An 18,538-nucleotide genomic window follows, 5' to 3' on the forward strand; every position below is an offset into this window, starting at 1 on the left:
GGATGTTTTTTATTTAAATGAGTAAAAAATAAATGGATTTTCAACATATTTTGATTCGTCAGGAAAATCGGGTGGGCTATTTAACCTTAAATCGTCCAGAGGTGCTGAATAGTTTTAATGAGCAAATGCATCGTGAAATTGCTGCAATTTTAGACCTGTGGGCGGTTTCTACTGAGATTAAAGCCATTGTAATCTCTGGTTCAGGCAAGGGCTTCTGTGCGGGTCAGGATTTAAGAGCCAGAAATAAAGTGGTGATAAGCGCAGCTGATTATGATGCAGGTGCTGCCTTAGAAAAATTTTATAATCCGTTAGTCGTTAAAATTTCCAATATGGCTAAACCTGTTGTGGCTGCGGTCAATGGCGTAGCGGCTGGTGCAGGGGCGAACTTGGCTTTGGCTTGCGATATTGTTGTGGCCAAGCAATCTGCTACGTTTATACAATCTTTTTGCAAAGTCGGTTTAATCCCAGATGCAGGTGGGACGTGGAATTTGCCACATCTGGTGGGGCTAGCCCGAGCCAAAGGTTTGACTATGTTCGGGGATAAGTTATCTGCTCAGAAAGCCTTGAGTTGGGGGCTTATTTGGGAGGTCTATGAAGATGATGCTTTTGACCAAAGCGTGATTGAATTGGCGGAACGTTTGGCAGAGCAACCAAGCAGTTCGATTTCGCTAATTAAAAAGGCCTTAAATACTGCCTCGCAAAATACTTTGGTTGAACAGTTACAGTTGGAACGAGAGTTACAACGTATTGCTGGGCAATCAGACAATTATAAAGAGGGTGTTGCGGCCTTTATCGAAAAAAGGAAAGCTAATTTTAATTGATCAAATCTATGCCTAAACATGTTTAACCAGTAAAAAATTAACAAAAAAAGCACTCTCTTTGGAGAGTGCTTTACAATAAGTAATAAGAGGGTCTGTTTACAATTCGTCTATGCTTGCGACTACGTGTTTTTTTTAGGCGCGAAATACGAAATTTAGTCATTCTAAATGATGAGAAACACTGTTTCGCAAGGTAACGACGAAGCGACAAAAAACACGCTAGTCCCCCCGCTGCGCCTTGCGCTGCAAACAAAAGTAGTGCTTTGTTCTTGCTCAGGGTTGTGGTTAAAATTATCTCAGCCTGCGTTATGAAACTTGAAAATAGTCTCGCTATTCTCTTCATTTCATGCCTTGCCTGCTCAATTTTAACCTACAACGCAAGCTATTTATGAAATGTCAACAGACCCTAGTTTTGATTGTTGTTTACATGATGGTTTTTAACCTTAGCAAGCTAAATAGAGCTTTTATTTTTTATATATGAAGTAAGTTGCGAGAAGAGAAGGAATACCAAAATTAAGTAAAAATATTAAGAATTCTTCTTTAACCGCATATCCCGCTTGTATGCCCATATACATATTCCAGCTCATTGCTACAAACCAAATCAAGATGAACAGAATAAAAAATAATGTCGGGTTAAAACGACCACGTAATATTCGATTTATAAAAAGCATTACAAGGAATAGTATTATACCGATGAGAATCGTATAGAAAGTTCGCATATTGGGTCACCATTTGAATTAGAGATTATTTATATTTTCATTCATCATATCGAAGTTGCTTTACCACATTTGTTTTAACTTTATTTTATTGTTGAGCATAATACTTCCCTTATTTTGGCAACTTAATGATTAAAGTAGCGAATAAGAGAACGATAGCTGTTTTTAGTAGAAGAATAATGATATGAAACTTGGCATGTCTATTCGAATTTTCGAACAATCTAAAAGCTATTGGGCATTTTTGATGTAATTCAAAAATAAGCAACAAGGTTCAGTCTGAAATTGTTGCTTGGGATGCTTTGAAATGTTGATTCAATTTTGGAGCGGGAAGGTCAATGATCCTGTTTCCCTTGGCTAAATTTTTGAAGACTAAATTCTCCAGATGAGAATTCTGGAGAATCAATGAAGCTCACTTTTGTAAAACCCTATTAAGGCAAATCTAATTCTTTACGCATCTTTAAAGATCGCAGTAATGCCTGATCACGAAGTAATTGAAGATTTTTATCGCCTAGCTTTTTAACAAACTGCTGAGTTTCTTCATTCAGCATCTCAATTTTTTCTTCAGATAAAGTATAAGGGTGCATATCTGCCCACCATTCAGACATCGGTTCACCTAAATGATGCATAGCGGCTTTAAATCCATCTTGATTGGCCAACTGCATATTTAAATAAGGACCAAATATTGCCCAACGTAATCCAGGGCCATTGGTGATGGCGATATCAATATCTTCTGCGCTACATACACCTTCAGAAACCAGATAAAACGCTTCTCTCCAAATTGCAGATTGTAAACGATTGGCGACATGGCCTTTGACTTCTTTCTGAATTAAAATCGGTTTTTTTCCCAATAATCTATAAAATTCAAAAGCATCATGGATATAGTTCGCTTGGGTTTTTTCTCCACCAATAATCTCAACCAAAGGTAATAAGTGTGGAGGATTAAAAGGATGGCCCAGTACAATTCTTTCAGGATATAGACAATCATATTGAATATCTGAGATCTTTAAGCCAGATGAACTTGAGGCAATAATGCTATCTTTGGGGCAGTTTTGAGTGAGCTGTGCATATAAGTCTTTTTTTAGATCAATTCGCTCAGGACCATTTTCTTGAATAAAATCGGCATCTTTTACCGCATCTGCTAGATTTTGATAAAAAGTGAGATTTTTTAAAGTGTGTAAAACATAATGATCAGAAGAGGTGGTTTGCTCTTCAGCCAATTCGAATAGATCAAGTAAATAGGTCTGAACTCTATTTTTTAAATTTAATTCTGCATCAGCTGCAGGATCAAAAGCACTCACCTGAAATCCTTTACTTAAATAGAATGCTGCCCAACTTGCACCAATAACACCAGTACCGATAATGGCAACTTTATTTATGGGTTTCATATATTCATTTTCCTTGAATAACCTGAGAACGTTGGATTATCTCGTTATGACACATAACAAAGTGAGCCTTTCACTTTGATAAAAACTAAAGATAGAAAAACTTAAAAACAGTAGGGGAGAATTTCCCCTACAAATGAATGTTTAGTAAGCTTTATCGAATGATTTACATAGAGATAAATTCATGATCATTGCAATCATCAACTGTATTATTGAGCGGTATAACCACCATCCATAACCACTGCTTGACCCGTCACGCCCGCAGCCTTTTCACTCGCCAAGAAAACGGCATAATCTGCAATTTCTTCAACATTGAGTAAGCGCTTTTGTGGCACCATAGCTAAAATGACATCTTCAAGTGCACTTGTTTCGCTGACATTACGGGTTTTGGCTAAATCTTTAATTTGACCACGTACTAAAGGTGTATCGACATAACCTGGGCATAATGCATTGACCGTGATTCCATCACGAGCAGATTCTAACGCTGCAACTTTAGTTAAACCAATCACCCCATGTTTGGCACTGTTATAACCCGCTTTTCCAGCAAAGCCGATTAAACCATTGATCGAAGCCATATTGATAATACGACCATAGTTTTGTGCCTTCATGATTGGAAATGCATGTTTAATTCCAATAAAAGAACCCACCAGCATGACATTTAGTAGTTTTTGATAAATGGCAGTTGGAAACTCTTCGATGGCAGCAACATGTTGAAAACCAGCATTATTGATCAAAATATCCAAACGACCAAAGGTGCTATGTGCTAGACCAATAGCAGCAGCATAAGCATCTTCATCTGAAACATCACAAGGTGCAGATAAGGCTTCAAATCCATCAGTTGTTAAGGCTAAAACTGCTTCATTACATTTGTCCGCATTCATATCCGAAATCACCACTTTTGCACCTTCAAGGGCAAATTTTTTGGCAATTTCAAGACCAATACCACTTGCTGAACCTGTGATAAATGCAACTTTATCTTTGAGAAGTTGGCTCATTATTGACTCCCTGTGTTCATTTTGAAGATAAACTTAGACGATACCAAACCATGTAAATGCAGCAATTGCGACAAATACTGCAACTGTTTTAATGATGGTAATGGCAAAAATGTCTTTATAAGATTGTTTATGTGTAAGCCCAGTGACTGCAAGTAGGGTAATCACGGCACCGTTATGCGGTAAGGTGTCCATACCGCCAGATGCCATTGCAACAATACGATGCATCACTTCAGCAGGAATGCCCATTGCAGCAATAGCTGTATTGTATTGGTCAGCCATGGCACTGAGGGCAATACTCATACCGCCAGATGCTGAACCTGTAATCCCTGCCAAAACGGTTGTGGTGACTGCACCATTGACTAGTGGATTGGTAAATGTATGACCTAAAGCATGGCTGATTACGGCAAAACCCGGTAAAGCGGCAATGATTGCACCAAAACCATACTCAGATGCAGTGTTCATCACAGCGAGTAGAGAACCACCTATACTTGCATTTACACCTTCTTTAAAGCTGGTTGAAACACGACGATAATCGAACATAATCGCAGTGACAATCCCAACGATTAAAGCCAAACCAACTGCCCAAATCGCTGACGTTTTTGCGACATCGACAGTGTAGTTTGCCAGTCCGAGTGCATTAAAATCAAAGCCATTTGGATACCATGTTTTAATTGCTGTAGATAAATATTTATTCATCACTGCAACTAAAATTAAGGGAACAAATGCCATGAATTGACGTAGACCAGAACCATTATCTTGTTGCTGAGATTGATTTTCGAATTGTTGAAGTTCAGCTTCTGTTAAAGTAATACCAGATGCAAAGCCATCTCCATTGCGAGCAGCAACACGACGACGCCATTCCAGATAAGTTAAACCAACACCTAAAACAAAGATTGCACCGATAATCCCTAAAAATGGCGCTGCATAAATATTGGTTCCAAAAAATGTAGTTGGAATAACGTTTTGAATCTGAGGCGTACCCGGTAAGGCATCCATGGTAAAGGAGAAAGCACCCAGTGCAATCGTGCCAGGAATCAAACGTTTAGGGATATTTGCTTGTCTAAATAATTGGTTTGCAAAAGGATAGACTGCAAAAACCACGACAAATAAACTGACGCCGCTATAGGTTAAAATTGCCCCTAGCAGAACAACGGTAAGCATTGCATTTTTAGAGCCAATTAATTTAACAATCGTTTTGGCAATGGATTCAGCAATACCTGACATTTCAACGACTTTACCAAAAATCGCACCCAGCAAAAACACCAAGAAATAATCTTTAATAAAGCCCACCATTTTTGGCATAAACACACCAGAATAAAATGGTAAAACGTTGGCAGGGTTAATCAGCAAGACGGCCAATAAGGCACAAATCGGTGCCATGAGAATTACAGAAAATCCTCTGTAGGCTGTGTACATCAACAAGCCAAGAGAAAGTAAAATTATACCCAGTTCCCACATATTTTTACTCCGTCCTTAAAGAATATATGTCAAAACCCACCTTGTTTTTATTTCAAATTACGACAAGGCTATCTCAATCATAAAAATACATTAGTGAGTGAAACCAATAAAAATGGATATCTAGAGAAATTAATATTGATCAATAAATTTAGCTTTTATAAATCGTCCAGACTTATAAATTGGAATATCCATTTCCAAATGATGGATAAAACTATAATCCAAATTATTCGAGGCATTGTTTGAAAATATTTATGAGTCAATATGGAAAACTAATGAATAGAAACAAGTTTCATGAGGTTTTTGCGCAATAGGTCATAGATAAGCAAAAGAAAAAAGCCAAATTGGAGATGCAGATGAATGAGTGTGTGTTGAGCATTTTAATTTTTATTTACAGCAGTGGCTTTATTGACAAGTATGTTGCTTGAAATACGTCGTATATCGATTTTGCCCTGATTTAAATGCATAAACATATTTTTATAGATCACATAAATTAAAAAACTTTCATTAAGGCATCAATCTGAGTAAAAGCGAGATCAGCTAGCATGGATTGATATCTTATTCTATAAGCAAAACGATAGCTCAAATGACTCATTTTAGGATCAAAACTCGCTTGGTTTAGCGTATTATAGAGCTATAAATCAGTTAGGTTGCCGTATGACACTCAAACAGTTAAAAGCTTTTTTAGTTCTTGCTCGGACATTGAATTATGCCAATGCTGCCAATGAACTTTGCCTAAGTCAATCTGCTTTAAGCTTAAGTATCAAAAGTTTAGAGGATGAGTTGGGTGGCAAGCTGTTTAAGCGCAATACCCGCCGTGTGGATCTTACTGCTGAGGGAAATTCGTTGATTCCATTTGCTAAAAAACTTTTGGCAAACTGGGAAGACATGGAAAGAGATGTCAAACAGCGTTTTAAATTACATCGTGGCACATTGAATATTGCCTCGATGCCTTTCGCAACACATGCTGTTTTACCTGCTGTACTGCATGAATTTAATAAGAATCATCCCAATATCAATTTTTCAATCCATGATATTCCCAATGAAAAAATTATTGAAAAAGTCCAAGAGGGCATTTTTGAAATTGGGATTTGCTTTGAACCGCAACACAATGATCAATTAATATTTAAGCCATTTTTCAATGAAGATTTTTTAGCACTACTTCCCAAAGATCATCAGTTGGCGCAGCGTAAAAGTGTGACATGGCGTGAGCTGTATGCTTATCCTTTTATCACTTTACAGAAACCTTCAATCATTCGACACGTGGTGGAAGAGAAATGTTCACAAAATAATATGATCTTAGATTTAAAACTTGAGTGTCATCAGATTAGTTCATTGTCGCATTTTGTGGCTTTTGGTATGGGGGTCAGTGCGATTCCACGACATTTTCAAAATTATATCGATAAAGAAAATAACGTCTTGGTTGAAATTGAAGAGGGCAATGTCAATCTTTCAGTTGGGATCATTTATAAAAAAGATTTTGAACTTTCTAATATTTCTTCGCAATTTATTGAAACGATATTGGCACATCAGTTTTAAAAAGAATGTTAGCCCATCATAAAGTCCACTATTTCAGGATAAAATCAGATTAATGAGTTTTACTCATTAGACATTTGAAAGAATCAATTTCTAAAATAATTTGCTCGATGTTAATAATAATAATTCTAAAGGACATAGAGTTAAAACGATGAACAAAGTTGTCGCGAATGCACATGAAGCTTTGGCTGATGTGGTTGCAAACAACCAGACTTTTGCAGTAGGTGGTTTTGGATTATGTGGTATTCCAGAAGCATTGATTGATGCCTTAAAAGAAATTGGCGTAACGGGTCTAACTTGTATTTCTAACAATGCAGGCGTAGATGATTTTGGTCTAGGCAAGCTTTTACAAACCAAACAAATTAAAAAAATGATTTCATCCTATGTTGGTGAAAACAAAGAATTTGAACGTCAATATTTAAATGGTGAGCTTGAAGTTGAATTGACACCTCAAGGCACCTTGGCTGAAAAATTGCGCGCAGGTGGTGCAGGCATTCCAGCGTTCTTTACCCAAACAGGTGTAGGGACATTGATTGCCGAAGGCAAAGAAGTTCGCGAATTTGATGGTAAAGATTACATACTCGAACAAGCATTGGTTGCAGATATTGCTTTGGTAAAAGCCTATAAGGCAGATAAAGCTGGTAACTTAATTTTTCGTAAGACTGCACGAAACTTTAACCCAGAGTGTGCAATGGCTGGCAAATTGACCATTGTCGAAGTTGAAGAAATTGTTGAAATTGGTGAGTTAGATCCAGATTCAATTCATTTACCAGGCATTTATGTAAGTCGTATTGTTTTAAATGCGCAGCCTGAAAAACGAATTGAACAATTGACATTGAAGACGGAGATTTAATCATGGCTTGGACGCGTAATGAAATGGCTGAACGTGCAGCGCAAGAGCTTGAAGATGGCTTTTATGTCAATCTAGGCATTGGCTTACCCACCTTGGTTGCCAACTATATTCCTGAGAATATTAATGTCTGGCTTCAATCTGAAAATGGCTTATTGGGAATTGATGAATTTCCAACACAAGCTACTGTCGATGCAGATTTAATTAATGCGGGTAAACAAACTGTAACTGCACGTAAGGGTGCTGCGTTTTTCTCTAGTGCTGAATCTTTTGCCATGATTCGTGGTGGTAAGGTCAATATTGCCATTTTAGGATCGATGGAAGTTTCCGAAAAGGGAGATTTAGCCAACTGGATGATCCCAGGGAAAAAAGTAAAAGGCATGGGCGGTGCAATGGATTTGGTTGCTGGGGTACAAAAAGTCGTGGTGTTGATGGAACACTGTGCTAAAGATGGTAGTCCTAAAATCGTCGCTGAATGTTCATTACCGGTTACGGGTAGACTGGTCGTAAACCGTATAATTACGGATCTAGGAGTGATGGATATTACTCCCCAAGGTGTTGAGTTGATTGAATTGGCTAAAGATGTAAGCTTAGAACAAATTCAGGCGGCAACAGGGGTAGAACTGATCACCTCAAATCTCGCTGTGGCTTGATTGTGACAAAGCAAGCTTAAAATTATAATTTAACCAGCCAAGTTTAAATGCTAAGTCGCTTTGGCGGCTTAGACATGTTATCAATGGATATGCTATTTTCAAAAATACCCGCTTCAAAAGTATACGCATCTAAAATACAAGGTGAACTCGAATGGAAAAGATTGTCATCGTCGCTGCTCGTCGTACTGCAATGGGAAGTTTTCAAGGCAGTTTTGCAAGCTTATCTGCACCAGATTTGGGTGCAGTCGTCATTGAAAAAGTTGTTGAACAAGCCAATGTACCTGTTGCTGATATTGATGAAGTAATCATGGGCTGTGTATTACCTGCGGGTTTAAAACAAGGTCCAGCACGTCAAGCGATGCGAAAAGCGGGTTTACCAGATCATGTTGGCGCAACCACAATCAATAAAGTCTGTGGTTCTGGGATGAAAGCTGCAATGCAAGCCAGCGATGCCATTAAAGCAGGAAGTGCCAAAATTATTGTCGTCGGTGGTATGGAGTCTATGACCAATGCACCGTATTTATTACCTAAAGCACGTTCAGGTTATCGGATGGGGCATGGTCAAGTGATTGATCATATGTTCCTTGATGGTTTGGAAGATGCGGGTACGGGGCGTGCAATGGGAAGTTTTGCACAGGAAATGGCGGATAAAAAGGGCTATAGCCGTGAGCAAATGGATGAGTTTGCAATTCGCTCACTGACACGTGCAAAAAAAGCGATTGCAGAAGGTTATTTTAAAGACGAAATCACGCCTGTTAAAGTGGCGTTACGTCAGGGTGAGATCACTGTAGATGTGGACGAAAATCCTGAAAATGCCAAGATTGATAAAATCCCAAGCTTAAAACCTGCATTTGCTAAAGACGGTACGATTACTGCTGCAAACTCTAGTTCAATCAGTGATGGTGCATCTGCACTACTGATCACGTCGGCGTCAGAAGCGCAAAAGCGTGGTTTGACTGTGTTGGCTGAAATCAAAGGCTATACAACCAATTCCCAGCATCCTGAAGAGTTTACCATTGCACCTGTGGGAGCAATTGAAAAATTACTGAAAAATCTCGGTTGGTCCGTAGACGATGTTGACCTGTGGGAAATTAACGAAGCTTTTGCCATGGTCACTATGGCTGCAATTGATGCATTTAAACTTGATCCTGAAAAAGTCAATATTAATGGTGGCGCTTGTGCACTCGGGCATCCACTGGGTTCATCAGGTTCACGAATCATTGTGACCTTGATCCATGCTTTAAAACGCTTAGGTAAAACCAAAGGGATCGCAACACTTTGTATTGGTGGTGGTGAAGCAACAGCACTTGCAGTTGAATTAAGCGCGTAATTTATTGTTTATCGTGATAAATAGTTAAATAGTTTGTGATTCAAAATTAAAAAAGCCGGTCGTTTCAATACTGCCGGCTTTTTGCTGTTCTTTGTCATGTGAGTTTAGGTCGTATTTTGATTTTATTGGAATCGTTTAAAAATAAAATCTCGTTTGCATTTTCAAGGATTGTTCTTTAATTCTTGAAGCATAGCATCTCGAAGAATTTTGTTCATACGGGTCTGATAGCCCTTGCCTTGAGATTTTAGCCATTGCATAACATCTGAATCAATACGGACAGTAGTCACTTGCTTGGTGGGCTTGTAAAAGGGATTTTGCACAGCATTTTTCCAAAATTTTTCATCAAGTTGAGGAATATCTGAAAAATCTATCTTGCTGTCTGGACGTTCAGCCAAAGTTTCAAACCTTGCTTTTTGTTCATCTGACAAGGTAGGTGGATTATTCAAATCCAGTTTGTAAGTAACGGTTTTGCTCATACTGTTTCCTCTCTTTTTTCTCTGCCTGACGTGCCGAAATGATACGGATATGATCAATCCCATCATGATCCTTTACAGTATGGGCAACCAGTAAAACAGCCTGCCCATATACCAAACCTATCGCTTGCCAGCGATATTCACCATTTTCAAAGCGATCTTGATGGTATAAGGCATAAGCATCATAGAAAACCAGTACTGCGTCTTCAAAAGTTACACCATGCTTTTTTAAGTTTATTTCTGCTTTATGCTCATCCCATGAAAATTCAATTTCCATCACTGCATCGCTTTTTGTTAGTATAAAAATGTTAGTATAAAAATGTTAGTATAAAAATGTTAATACAAAAATGTAAAAAATGCAAAATTCAGCCAATTTCTTGACTAGACAATATAAAAAAACAATAAAGCCTTATAGATCTCTATAAGGCTTTATTATCAAATCTTACCATTTATGACTATAAGTCACTTTCAATGTTGCACCTGACGCCAGCAGATGGCTGGTGTTATTACTGGTACGGAGAAGTTGGCTGTATAAAGGATAGTATTTACGGTTAAACATATTTTCTAAGCCAATCGTAACGGTATCTTTTTTGTTGAGGGCAAAACTACTGATTAAATCTGCAGTTGTATATGATTTAACATCATAACGTCCAAAACTGTTGACACCGTTTAAGCGATAATCTTCTGAACCAAAATATGTCGCTTGTAAACGATTGGTCCATGTGTCTGTTGGGCTATAAGAAATGTATCCTGTTACTTTTAAAGGTGGAATACGGTAACCCGTCATGTCTTGTTCTGTATTGGTGTTCTGTGGGGTTTCACGGCCTTTCATCCATGTAACACTTCCTCCAGTTCCCCATACTTTTGCATCATCAAGATAATCAAGAGTCGCTTCTACACCAGTCACTTTTTCTTTGGTACGCGTCAGTATCAAGCCATTGTTAAAGGATTGAACACCACCCAGATCTGACGTTGACTGAAACACCGCTAAGCTTGAGCTAAAATTATTAAAATGACCATTCCAACCGAGCTCGTAATTATCCACCTTAACCGGTTCAAGGAATGATGATGCTAAGTTAAATCCTTCTGTTGCATTACGGATCACCACCCCTACATCGGGCAATTGAAAACCTTGATTAAAAGATGCGTAAATTGAGTGCTGATCTGTTGGCTTAAAGGTGACATTGGCATTATATAACCATGCATCGGCCGTCACTTTACCACCCTTAACGGTATAAGGATTTGGTTTGCCTAATTGTGATAATGGAACAAAGCTATCTATTTTTGCATAACTGTCTTCATAACGTGTACCAACTTCAGCAGACCATTGCTCATTAAAATTATGCTTTAATTGCGCAAAACCACCGATGCTTTGGGTGGTTAATTCCGGTAAATAGATTAGTTTTCCATTTTTAACAAATTCTAAACCACCAGATTGGTCATAAATTGTAGGATCAAACGTGTCTAGAGGCATTTCGCTTTTTTCACGGCTAAAATCGCCACCCCAAACAATTGACGTATCACCTAAAAATTCTAGTGGGGTGTTTACGGTTAGGCGACTACCAAGAACATTATTGTTTTGATAAACCTGATCGACTTTTCCACCACGTGTACTGACTTTACGGGCATCAAATGGCGAGAAGCGAGTAAAAAAGTCTCGGTAATAGATTTGCGCGTCAACTTTGCTGCCAAATAAATCTTTATTGTTATAGGTTAAATTGTAGATTTGATTTTCATTTTTATTCTGGTCTTTTAATTTAAGCCCTTTGATTGCTTTCGCAGGTACGCTACCTGCAGGAAGTTTTGCTACACTTGGGTCAGAGGCATAGTCAGAATCTTGTTCAGCGTTATAGTAATTTGCTGCAAATTGTAGATATTGGTTGTCGTCAATGTGATAGCCAAGTTTACCGCCTACGCTATATGCATCCGCATCAAATAAATCACCTTGACTTGGTTCTGGTGCAACACGATCGCCTCGGGCATCGTATGGACTACCAATACGTTGATAGCCAAAATCAAATGCATAGTCAAAGTTATTTAAGCTTCCAGAAAAATATTGATGAATATCTCCACTTAAAGCATCTGTACGAAAATTGGTCAAAGCGCTTTGTAGCCCAATCACAGTTTTTGCAGTCGGTTCACCGCCCGCCGCTTTGGTGGTGATTGAAATCGTTCCGCCAGCAGCACCACTTCCATAAATCGCATTACTGCCTCGAATGACTTCTATCCCCGTAATACTTTGAGGATCGATTGATGAAAGACCTCTTGATGTATCACGTGTCAAATTCATGGGTACGCCGTCAACCAAGATCAAGGCATTACGTCCGCGTAAAGTTTGCCCATAATCGGTAATTGTACGACTTGAATCAGATAAGCCAGGCACAACTTTGGCTAAAACAGTGGCGATATTTCCAGAAGACGCATTTTTTAGAAATTCAATTTGTTTTTCATCTAATTTGGTCACTTGTTTTGCAGAAGAGGAGAATTCATCTGAGCGTGATGCGCTGACAGTAATGGTCGGAAGCACTGCAGCTTTGTTCTCTGTATCTGTAGCTTCTGTGGGTGAAATAGCAAAAGAGGATTGCGATAAAAAGATGAACCCACCAATTGATATAAGTGGAATGATTTTTTTTACATCAGACTTCTTATTAAAAATTTTGTTGCTTTTCATCTTGCTTCCTTTTATCTCACCCTGAGATTGCTTTAAATTGACGAAAGTATAATTGAGAATGATTGTAATTCACAGTAACAAATAAACAAACAATAAAACATTTATATTCAGCTTAAATTTAATTGAGTGGAATAGCTGATACACCACTCAAGGTTTAGAGATCTATACAATTTCTTTATATGAATCAATATGAATCTGATGTGCTCGACGGGTAATACTGCGATCATCACCGAGCACAAAAAGTTTTACAGACTGGTGTTTCCACAACGCAATATCTTCAGGCTGGCGCGGAATTGCGCAGAAATATTTACCCTGTTGCTGAGTTTTGCTATATATCTCTTGGATCTTTGCTTGAACTTGCGGATGGCGCGTTTCCCAAGGAACGCCCATAGACTGAGAAAGATCTGCCGCACCTTCAAGAATAATATCGATCCCATCAATAGCTAAAATTTCATCGATATTTGCTACACCAGCTAAACTTTCAATCATTGCGACGACAACTGTTTCTTTGTGTGCGTGTTGCACAAAATCAGTTAAGCTCTGCATGCCATAGCGATTTAACCGAGTTGAATTTAAGCCCCTTTGCCCTAGGGGCATGTAGTGGCAATAATTCACAGCTTCTTGGGCTTGTTGTGCATTTTCTATACGTGGTAATACAATTCCAGTCACGCCAGCATCGAGTAAAGGTAAGATCAAGTGATTGGCGGTTAAGGGGACTCGAACCAATACATCAAGCTGCATGGCTCTAGCGGCTAAAATCATGCTTTCAACTTGGGATGTACTAAATAAAGTATGTTCCAAGTCAATAATAATAAAGTCATAGCCAGCCAGCCCCAATTGCTCCACATGAATTGGCGAGGCAATAGAACAGAATATGCCATACAGTGACTCACCATTTTCCATGCGTTTTTTAAAGGGAACTGAAGTTTTATTCATATTCAATTTCCTTAATTAAACTCAACGGATTTGGGGTGGTTTGTACTCTTAATCGGATTTCAGGTAGGAAGCGACGACTTGCAAGTTGTTCAATATCGATGGTGTCATCTGTAAAGTTAAACAATTCATATCTTTGTGCAAATTCTGGATGCTTTTCTTTATGTTGATTGATGATCGATCTTAACATTGTCCAAAATTTGATTTCATCAAAATCATAATGCGTGTTTAAAAATATGGCCAATTCCGCTAGATTGACAAACCAAAGAGCATCTTGGGTAAAATCTCTTAACTCATTTGCTGCGTGTGTTTCTAAAAAAGAATTCGGGTTAATTTTGGCATGTTCTTTAGGTGCGTCTTGTAACTCGGGTAATAGCTCTGGATTTCTTAACAAATGACGACTAAAGCGAATACCATCATGGAAATCTTTTAGAGCAGCTTTAACAGGTAGACCATCTTTGTGAATTAACACCATATTTTGTGCATGAGATTCCAATGCTAAGCCGTGACACCATAAAATATGCATAATTGGCAGGTAGGCATTTTTTAATAATTTCTCTAACCAAAACTCGATCCCGTATTGTTTGATCCAGTGGTCTATCAGCGGTTTTTGGTCAGTATCAAGTTGCATTAGACCTGTAACTGGTGTTGCTGATTCACCTTCATTAAGATAATGATAAATACTTTCACGCCAAATACAGGCCAGTGCGCCATATTGAACAGCTAGGGCGATCGGCTGATTGATAGAAAGTCCAGCAATTTCTCTTAAAATAATGGGTTTACGTTGCTTTTCTAAAATATGGTCTTGCTCAACGATTTTATACAGCCAGTCACTCATTTTTGCCGCATTTTGCACAGTATGTGGTGCTAAAACACGAGAGGTCGACGTGTTAACTAAATTCATTGCTAATTTCAGTGATAATGCTGAAATATCCGTGATGTTTGATAATGTTCGGATTGATTGTTGCGGTAAATAAGTAGGTCCAGCGATTTTCAATGGAATGATCAGTTGGTTGCTGATTGCATCTTGATAATACAATTCAATAATTTTATCCCATTGCCAAGGATGAATGGGGCTAAGAATATAATCATTGAAATCAACTTGATACGCTGTCAATTCCTCACGGATTGCGTGAAGGTCTTTGTCTGAAAAATGCTGTTTATACAGTTGATTTAAGTTGATCGTTTCACTCAAAACCAATTTACATAAGCTTTTATGAGTAGCAGCCCATTGAACAGAGAATCCTTGGGATAATTCAGGTGAGTATTTTTGATTTTCCTTAAGATCAAAGCCTATTCTAGATTTAAAACTTGGATGATAGAGATGTGCATTGTTTATACGGGCTTCTTGCTCAATATATGACAGTGTTCTTAATGGTTGGTTGGGTGATAGACCCAGTGTTTGTGCATGTTTGACATAGGTAAGATTGAGCTCATCATTAAAGCTTTGCCATTTGATTGGATCAGCATCAATGATATGTTTTAAATCAGCCAGTAATGCTTTTAAATTTGGACTGCTTGATGACTTTTGAACGGCATCATAACGGACTAAACTCGATGGATTTAATTTAATTCGGTTAAAACTAAAATGTTGTTTAGCGTCGCAGCTATAAAAAAGATCATCTGAAATAAAGAATTTAATTTGCCCATTTGATTTTTCGTAGTTAAAGGCATTTTCAAAGATTAAGGCTTCTAATAATTGCCCGATGACACGTCTTTCCGCTTGGACTTTATAATCAATTTGTTGCGTAGCTTGAAGTGGGGTTAGTGTTTGAGCGCCTCTGTATTTATAAATCGGATTTTCAATATCAATCCAAATCGGGTTACCACCACTGTGATATAAGGTGTTCATCATATTTGCCTTAATAGGTAAAGTGAGAGAGTTAAGCAAAAGGTTGCAGTAGTGCTGTGCTTTATCTGAGAAGTTTTCATCGATCAGGGTTAGTCTGGTGGTTTGCCAAAGTTCACTTTCTTCAATAATGCTTACTCTTGATATCGCACTAATCAGATGCGCAATATGATTGATGACTAAATAATATTGCAGAAAAATCCATGCATCCTTTTGAGAAAACCAAACAGTGCTATCTTCAGAGACTGAGGAATGATCATTGAGCATCTCAGAAACCACACTAATCCCTTCCATATCACGAATAATCAGTCGAGCAGGGAAGCCTTGTTTAAATTCCATCAAACTGTTTTGCATATGGGCTTCAACACTAATCCCTTTATTTGCAAACAATTCAATCAGTGGAACCAAGGAAACTTGAATATATTGTTTCCACCAATCAGCAAGAAAGGCTTTTGAGTGACTATTTGGAAATCCTTGGGCTTGTGCGGCCTGATCAATAAACGCCATTAAGGGGATCTGATGATGCTCATTTTCCTCGACTAAACCACCTAGCATTCGAGTATTTTCAAGCGTTTCCGTAGTTAATCCTGCGCGATATATAATGCCAAAAGAACTTTCTAACTCAGGGATTTTGACAGTTTTGGCTGTAAGCTCTGGAAGAATAAGCATATTTTTATAGTGTTGATTGATCTGATGCTTAAGAATGATTTTACTGGCATCAATCGCTCTTTCCATTTCATCCATAGGGTTGTTACGAATAAAACTAGTAATACGCACATCAATGGAGAGTTTTAAAAAAATATTAGATTGCGGTAACCAAACGGTTCGTACTGAAGATGTAGGCCAAACGGTTTGTCCTAAAGCACCTAAATATCGAACCTCATGATTTTCTAAATAGCGTTTTAAGGAAGGATGTAGGAGTAAAAAGTTTGCTTGCCACGGATGTGTAGGCAAAAGTTCATAATTTTCGAAGTCATCTTTAAGGCGCTGTCGTGCATGCTTCAAAACGTCTTCTTCAATCAGTTGATCAACATTATTATCGCTGACAAGTTTTTGGATTAAGGATGAATGCACTGCGAAGTAGTATAACTGAAACGTCGCACTTAGCTCTGGGCTATACTTTTTCATATCCTCTTTAGAAAAGCCTAGATTGGCTTTTGAGGTCACATGAAATGGATGTCCATATAACATGCCTTGTTCAGCAGATTGAAAACTAGAGGCTAGTTTAGGCTTTATTTGATCTACGCTGTTTTCTAAAAAGAATTTGGTATTTTCGATACTGTTTGCGATTTCTGCATAGAGATTCTGATTTTGCTTTTTATCTTTAAATCGCTGATTTAACTTTAACTCATCGGTTATCATTTTAACCAACACTTTAGGATCAGTCAGACTTTTGACAGTCTTATCCTCAGTATTGAATACACAAAAAGAGCGCTGGTAACGATGATAACCTGTGCTTGAGAAATGCTGTATCGCACCATAGATGATTGAGTTAGATGCAGTAAATGGGTATGAAAAATAGGATGAATTATTTGCGTCATGTATTGTTAAAGGTGAATCCTGTTCTGAGAGAATATGCTGTTCGAGTTGAACTTGAAGTTCACGAAAAAAAGTATTCAAGTATTGTTCAAAAAGCTTGTAAGACCATGCATCGGTGGTAATGATCGGGTTCATTCTTGTACCTCTTCTAAAATTGTATTGGTTAAAAATTTGTTTAAAGTCACGATTAATCCAGCACCAATAAAAAATAATGCAGTGCAAATTAACGCGGCAGTGATATTGAAAAATGAGTATGTGAGGGTGACCGCAATCGGCCCAAACAGTTGACCGAGTACAAAGGCGCTATTTGAAATACCAATCACTTTTCCTTGATTTCTTGCATCTGTTTTTAACGAAATCGTATGAAAAATAGAGGGAATAAGCGCAGCGAAACAGAAACCTTGTATGAGTCTTAAGAGCAGCACTAACCAAATATTAGTGGTCCATGTCAAAGCCAGAACCGTGATTCCACAGATCAGTGTTGCACTGACAAAATTATGAAATGAATCGCCTCTTGCATCGTTACGTTTCCCCCAATAGGTTGCAGCAAAAAATGCAGCACCCCATGAAAGTGCGTGGATTGTTCCTGTTAAACTCGCAATAGATAAGGGTGTAGTTATATTTCGACTGATTTCACTGATATATAAGATAAAACAGGACACTAACCCGAACCCGCCAGCTTGGACAAAGGTTCCCGCACTGAGCCAAGAAAAAATTGTTCGATCAAAGGATTGCAGTGTTGATGGTTTTTTATCGGGTTCAGTGACAGATGTCTGTACAGGTTGGCTCAATAAAATAGCAGCAACTAAGATTAAAACGATGACAATATATGCTGTGGCATTGAGTAAGGTTTCAACTTTCCAATGGTCCATAAATATGCCCCCGAGTACCGGACCACATAAACAGGCCAATGCGACACTGCTTTGGAGCTGTCCAAAGGCAAGACCTCTTTGTCGCTCGCTAGACAAGTAAGAGGTATAGGCATAAAGAATCACGGATAGACCGCAAAATCCTAATAGAATACGGGCAAAAATAAACACAAATAGATGCTGTGCTCCCGCCATTAAAAGTATAGAAATGCAGAAACCAGCCAAGGAAAGTAACAGTGCTTTTTTATGCCCAAATGTATCTGATAGATGACCAATAAGGGGGGCTGTAAATAGACTCCCTAGAGCTGGTGCTGACAGCGCTAAACCTGCCCAAATGGCGGGGGTTGCCATTTGCGCCGTTAATTTTTCCATATATAGCGGCATGATCGGTATTAAGACCATCAAGCCAAAAGTCGAAAAAAATTGACACAGTAAAATAATCAAATGATCTAGGCGAGAGGAACGCATG

The 18,538-nt window shown here is 38.3% G+C and carries 14 protein-coding genes; 5 read left to right on the forward strand and 9 right to left on the reverse strand.

All coding sequences use genetic code 11. The features are described from left to right. Window positions 1-32 precede the first annotated feature (32 nt). On the forward strand, window positions 33-821 hold the full coding sequence (gene paaG / locus MTO68_RS08820) for a 2-(1,2-epoxy-1,2-dihydrophenyl)acetyl-CoA isomerase PaaG (RefSeq protein ID WP_244015659.1): 789 nt from the start codon (window positions 33-35) through the stop codon (window positions 819-821). A 1,141-nt stretch (window positions 822-1,962) separates the two neighbouring features. Here paaG and MTO68_RS08825 read toward each other — a convergent pair. From MTO68_RS08825 to MTO68_RS08835, 3 genes are all read right to left on the reverse strand, one after another. Beyond that, on the reverse strand, window positions 1,963-2,919 hold the full coding sequence (locus MTO68_RS08825; RefSeq protein ID WP_244015660.1) for a 3-hydroxyacyl-CoA dehydrogenase NAD-binding domain-containing protein: 957 nt from the start codon (window positions 2,917-2,919) through the stop codon (window positions 1,963-1,965). Between the two features lie 206 nt (window positions 2,920-3,125). Further along, a complete protein-coding gene (locus tag MTO68_RS08830; RefSeq protein WP_004820558.1) occupies window positions 3,126-3,911 on the reverse strand; it encodes a 3-hydroxybutyrate dehydrogenase in 786 nt (261 codons plus the stop codon). Between the two features lie 33 nt (window positions 3,912-3,944). Continuing rightward, a complete protein-coding gene (locus MTO68_RS08835; RefSeq protein WP_004820560.1) occupies window positions 3,945-5,369 on the reverse strand; it encodes a GntP family permease in 1,425 nt (474 codons plus the stop codon). Window positions 5,370-6,023: 654 nt separating this feature from the next. Between MTO68_RS08835 and MTO68_RS08840 the strand changes: the two genes are divergently transcribed. From MTO68_RS08840 to MTO68_RS08855, 4 genes are all read left to right on the forward strand, one after another. Beyond that, on the forward strand, window positions 6,024-6,905 hold the full coding sequence (locus MTO68_RS08840; protein ID WP_004820562.1) for a LysR family transcriptional regulator: 882 nt from the start codon (window positions 6,024-6,026) through the stop codon (window positions 6,903-6,905). Window positions 6,906-7,053: 148 nt separating this feature from the next. Continuing rightward, window positions 7,054-7,755, forward strand: coding sequence for a CoA transferase subunit A (locus MTO68_RS08845; protein ID WP_004721433.1), 702 nt, complete (start codon window positions 7,054-7,056; stop codon window positions 7,753-7,755). Between the two features lie 2 nt (window positions 7,756-7,757). Then, window positions 7,758-8,405 (forward strand): 3-oxoacid CoA-transferase subunit B, encoded by a 648-nt coding sequence (locus MTO68_RS08850; protein ID WP_244015661.1) that lies wholly within the window; start codon window positions 7,758-7,760, stop codon window positions 8,403-8,405. Between the two features lie 151 nt (window positions 8,406-8,556). Continuing rightward, complete coding sequence (locus MTO68_RS08855) at window positions 8,557-9,735, forward strand: thiolase family protein (RefSeq protein WP_151802693.1); 1,179 nt, start codon at window positions 8,557-8,559, stop codon at window positions 9,733-9,735. Between the two features lie 161 nt (window positions 9,736-9,896). Here MTO68_RS08855 and MTO68_RS08860 read toward each other — a convergent pair whose 3' ends face one another. From MTO68_RS08860 to MTO68_RS08885, 6 genes are all read right to left on the reverse strand, one after another. Beyond that, complete coding sequence (locus MTO68_RS08860; protein ID WP_034614902.1) at window positions 9,897-10,211, reverse strand: BrnA antitoxin family protein; 315 nt, start codon at window positions 10,209-10,211, stop codon at window positions 9,897-9,899. Next, a complete protein-coding gene (locus MTO68_RS08865) occupies window positions 10,174-10,485 on the reverse strand; it encodes a BrnT family toxin (RefSeq protein WP_034614904.1) in 312 nt (103 codons plus the stop codon). The genes MTO68_RS08860 and MTO68_RS08865 overlap by 38 nt, the downstream gene beginning before the upstream one ends. 165 nt (window positions 10,486-10,650) lie before the next feature. Further along, window positions 10,651-12,879 (reverse strand): TonB-dependent receptor, encoded by a 2,229-nt coding sequence (locus MTO68_RS08870; protein ID WP_244015662.1) that lies wholly within the window; start codon window positions 12,877-12,879, stop codon window positions 10,651-10,653. 162 nt (window positions 12,880-13,041) lie between these two features. Next, window positions 13,042-13,815, reverse strand: coding sequence for an aldolase/citrate lyase family protein (locus tag MTO68_RS08875; RefSeq protein WP_244015663.1), 774 nt, complete (start codon window positions 13,813-13,815; stop codon window positions 13,042-13,044). Further along, on the reverse strand, window positions 13,808-17,335 hold the full coding sequence (locus tag MTO68_RS08880) for an IucA/IucC family protein (RefSeq protein ID WP_244015664.1): 3,528 nt from the start codon (window positions 17,333-17,335) through the stop codon (window positions 13,808-13,810). The genes MTO68_RS08875 and MTO68_RS08880 overlap by 8 nt, the downstream gene beginning before the upstream one ends. After that, complete coding sequence (locus MTO68_RS08885; protein ID WP_244015665.1) at window positions 17,332-18,537, reverse strand: MFS transporter; 1,206 nt, start codon at window positions 18,535-18,537, stop codon at window positions 17,332-17,334. The genes MTO68_RS08880 and MTO68_RS08885 overlap by 4 nt, the downstream gene beginning before the upstream one ends. Window position 18,538: the final 1 nt, after the last annotated feature.

This window comes from Acinetobacter sp. NyZ410 (genome assembly GCF_022828975.1).
Classification (GTDB): domain Bacteria; phylum Pseudomonadota; class Gammaproteobacteria; order Pseudomonadales; family Moraxellaceae; genus Acinetobacter; species Acinetobacter guillouiae.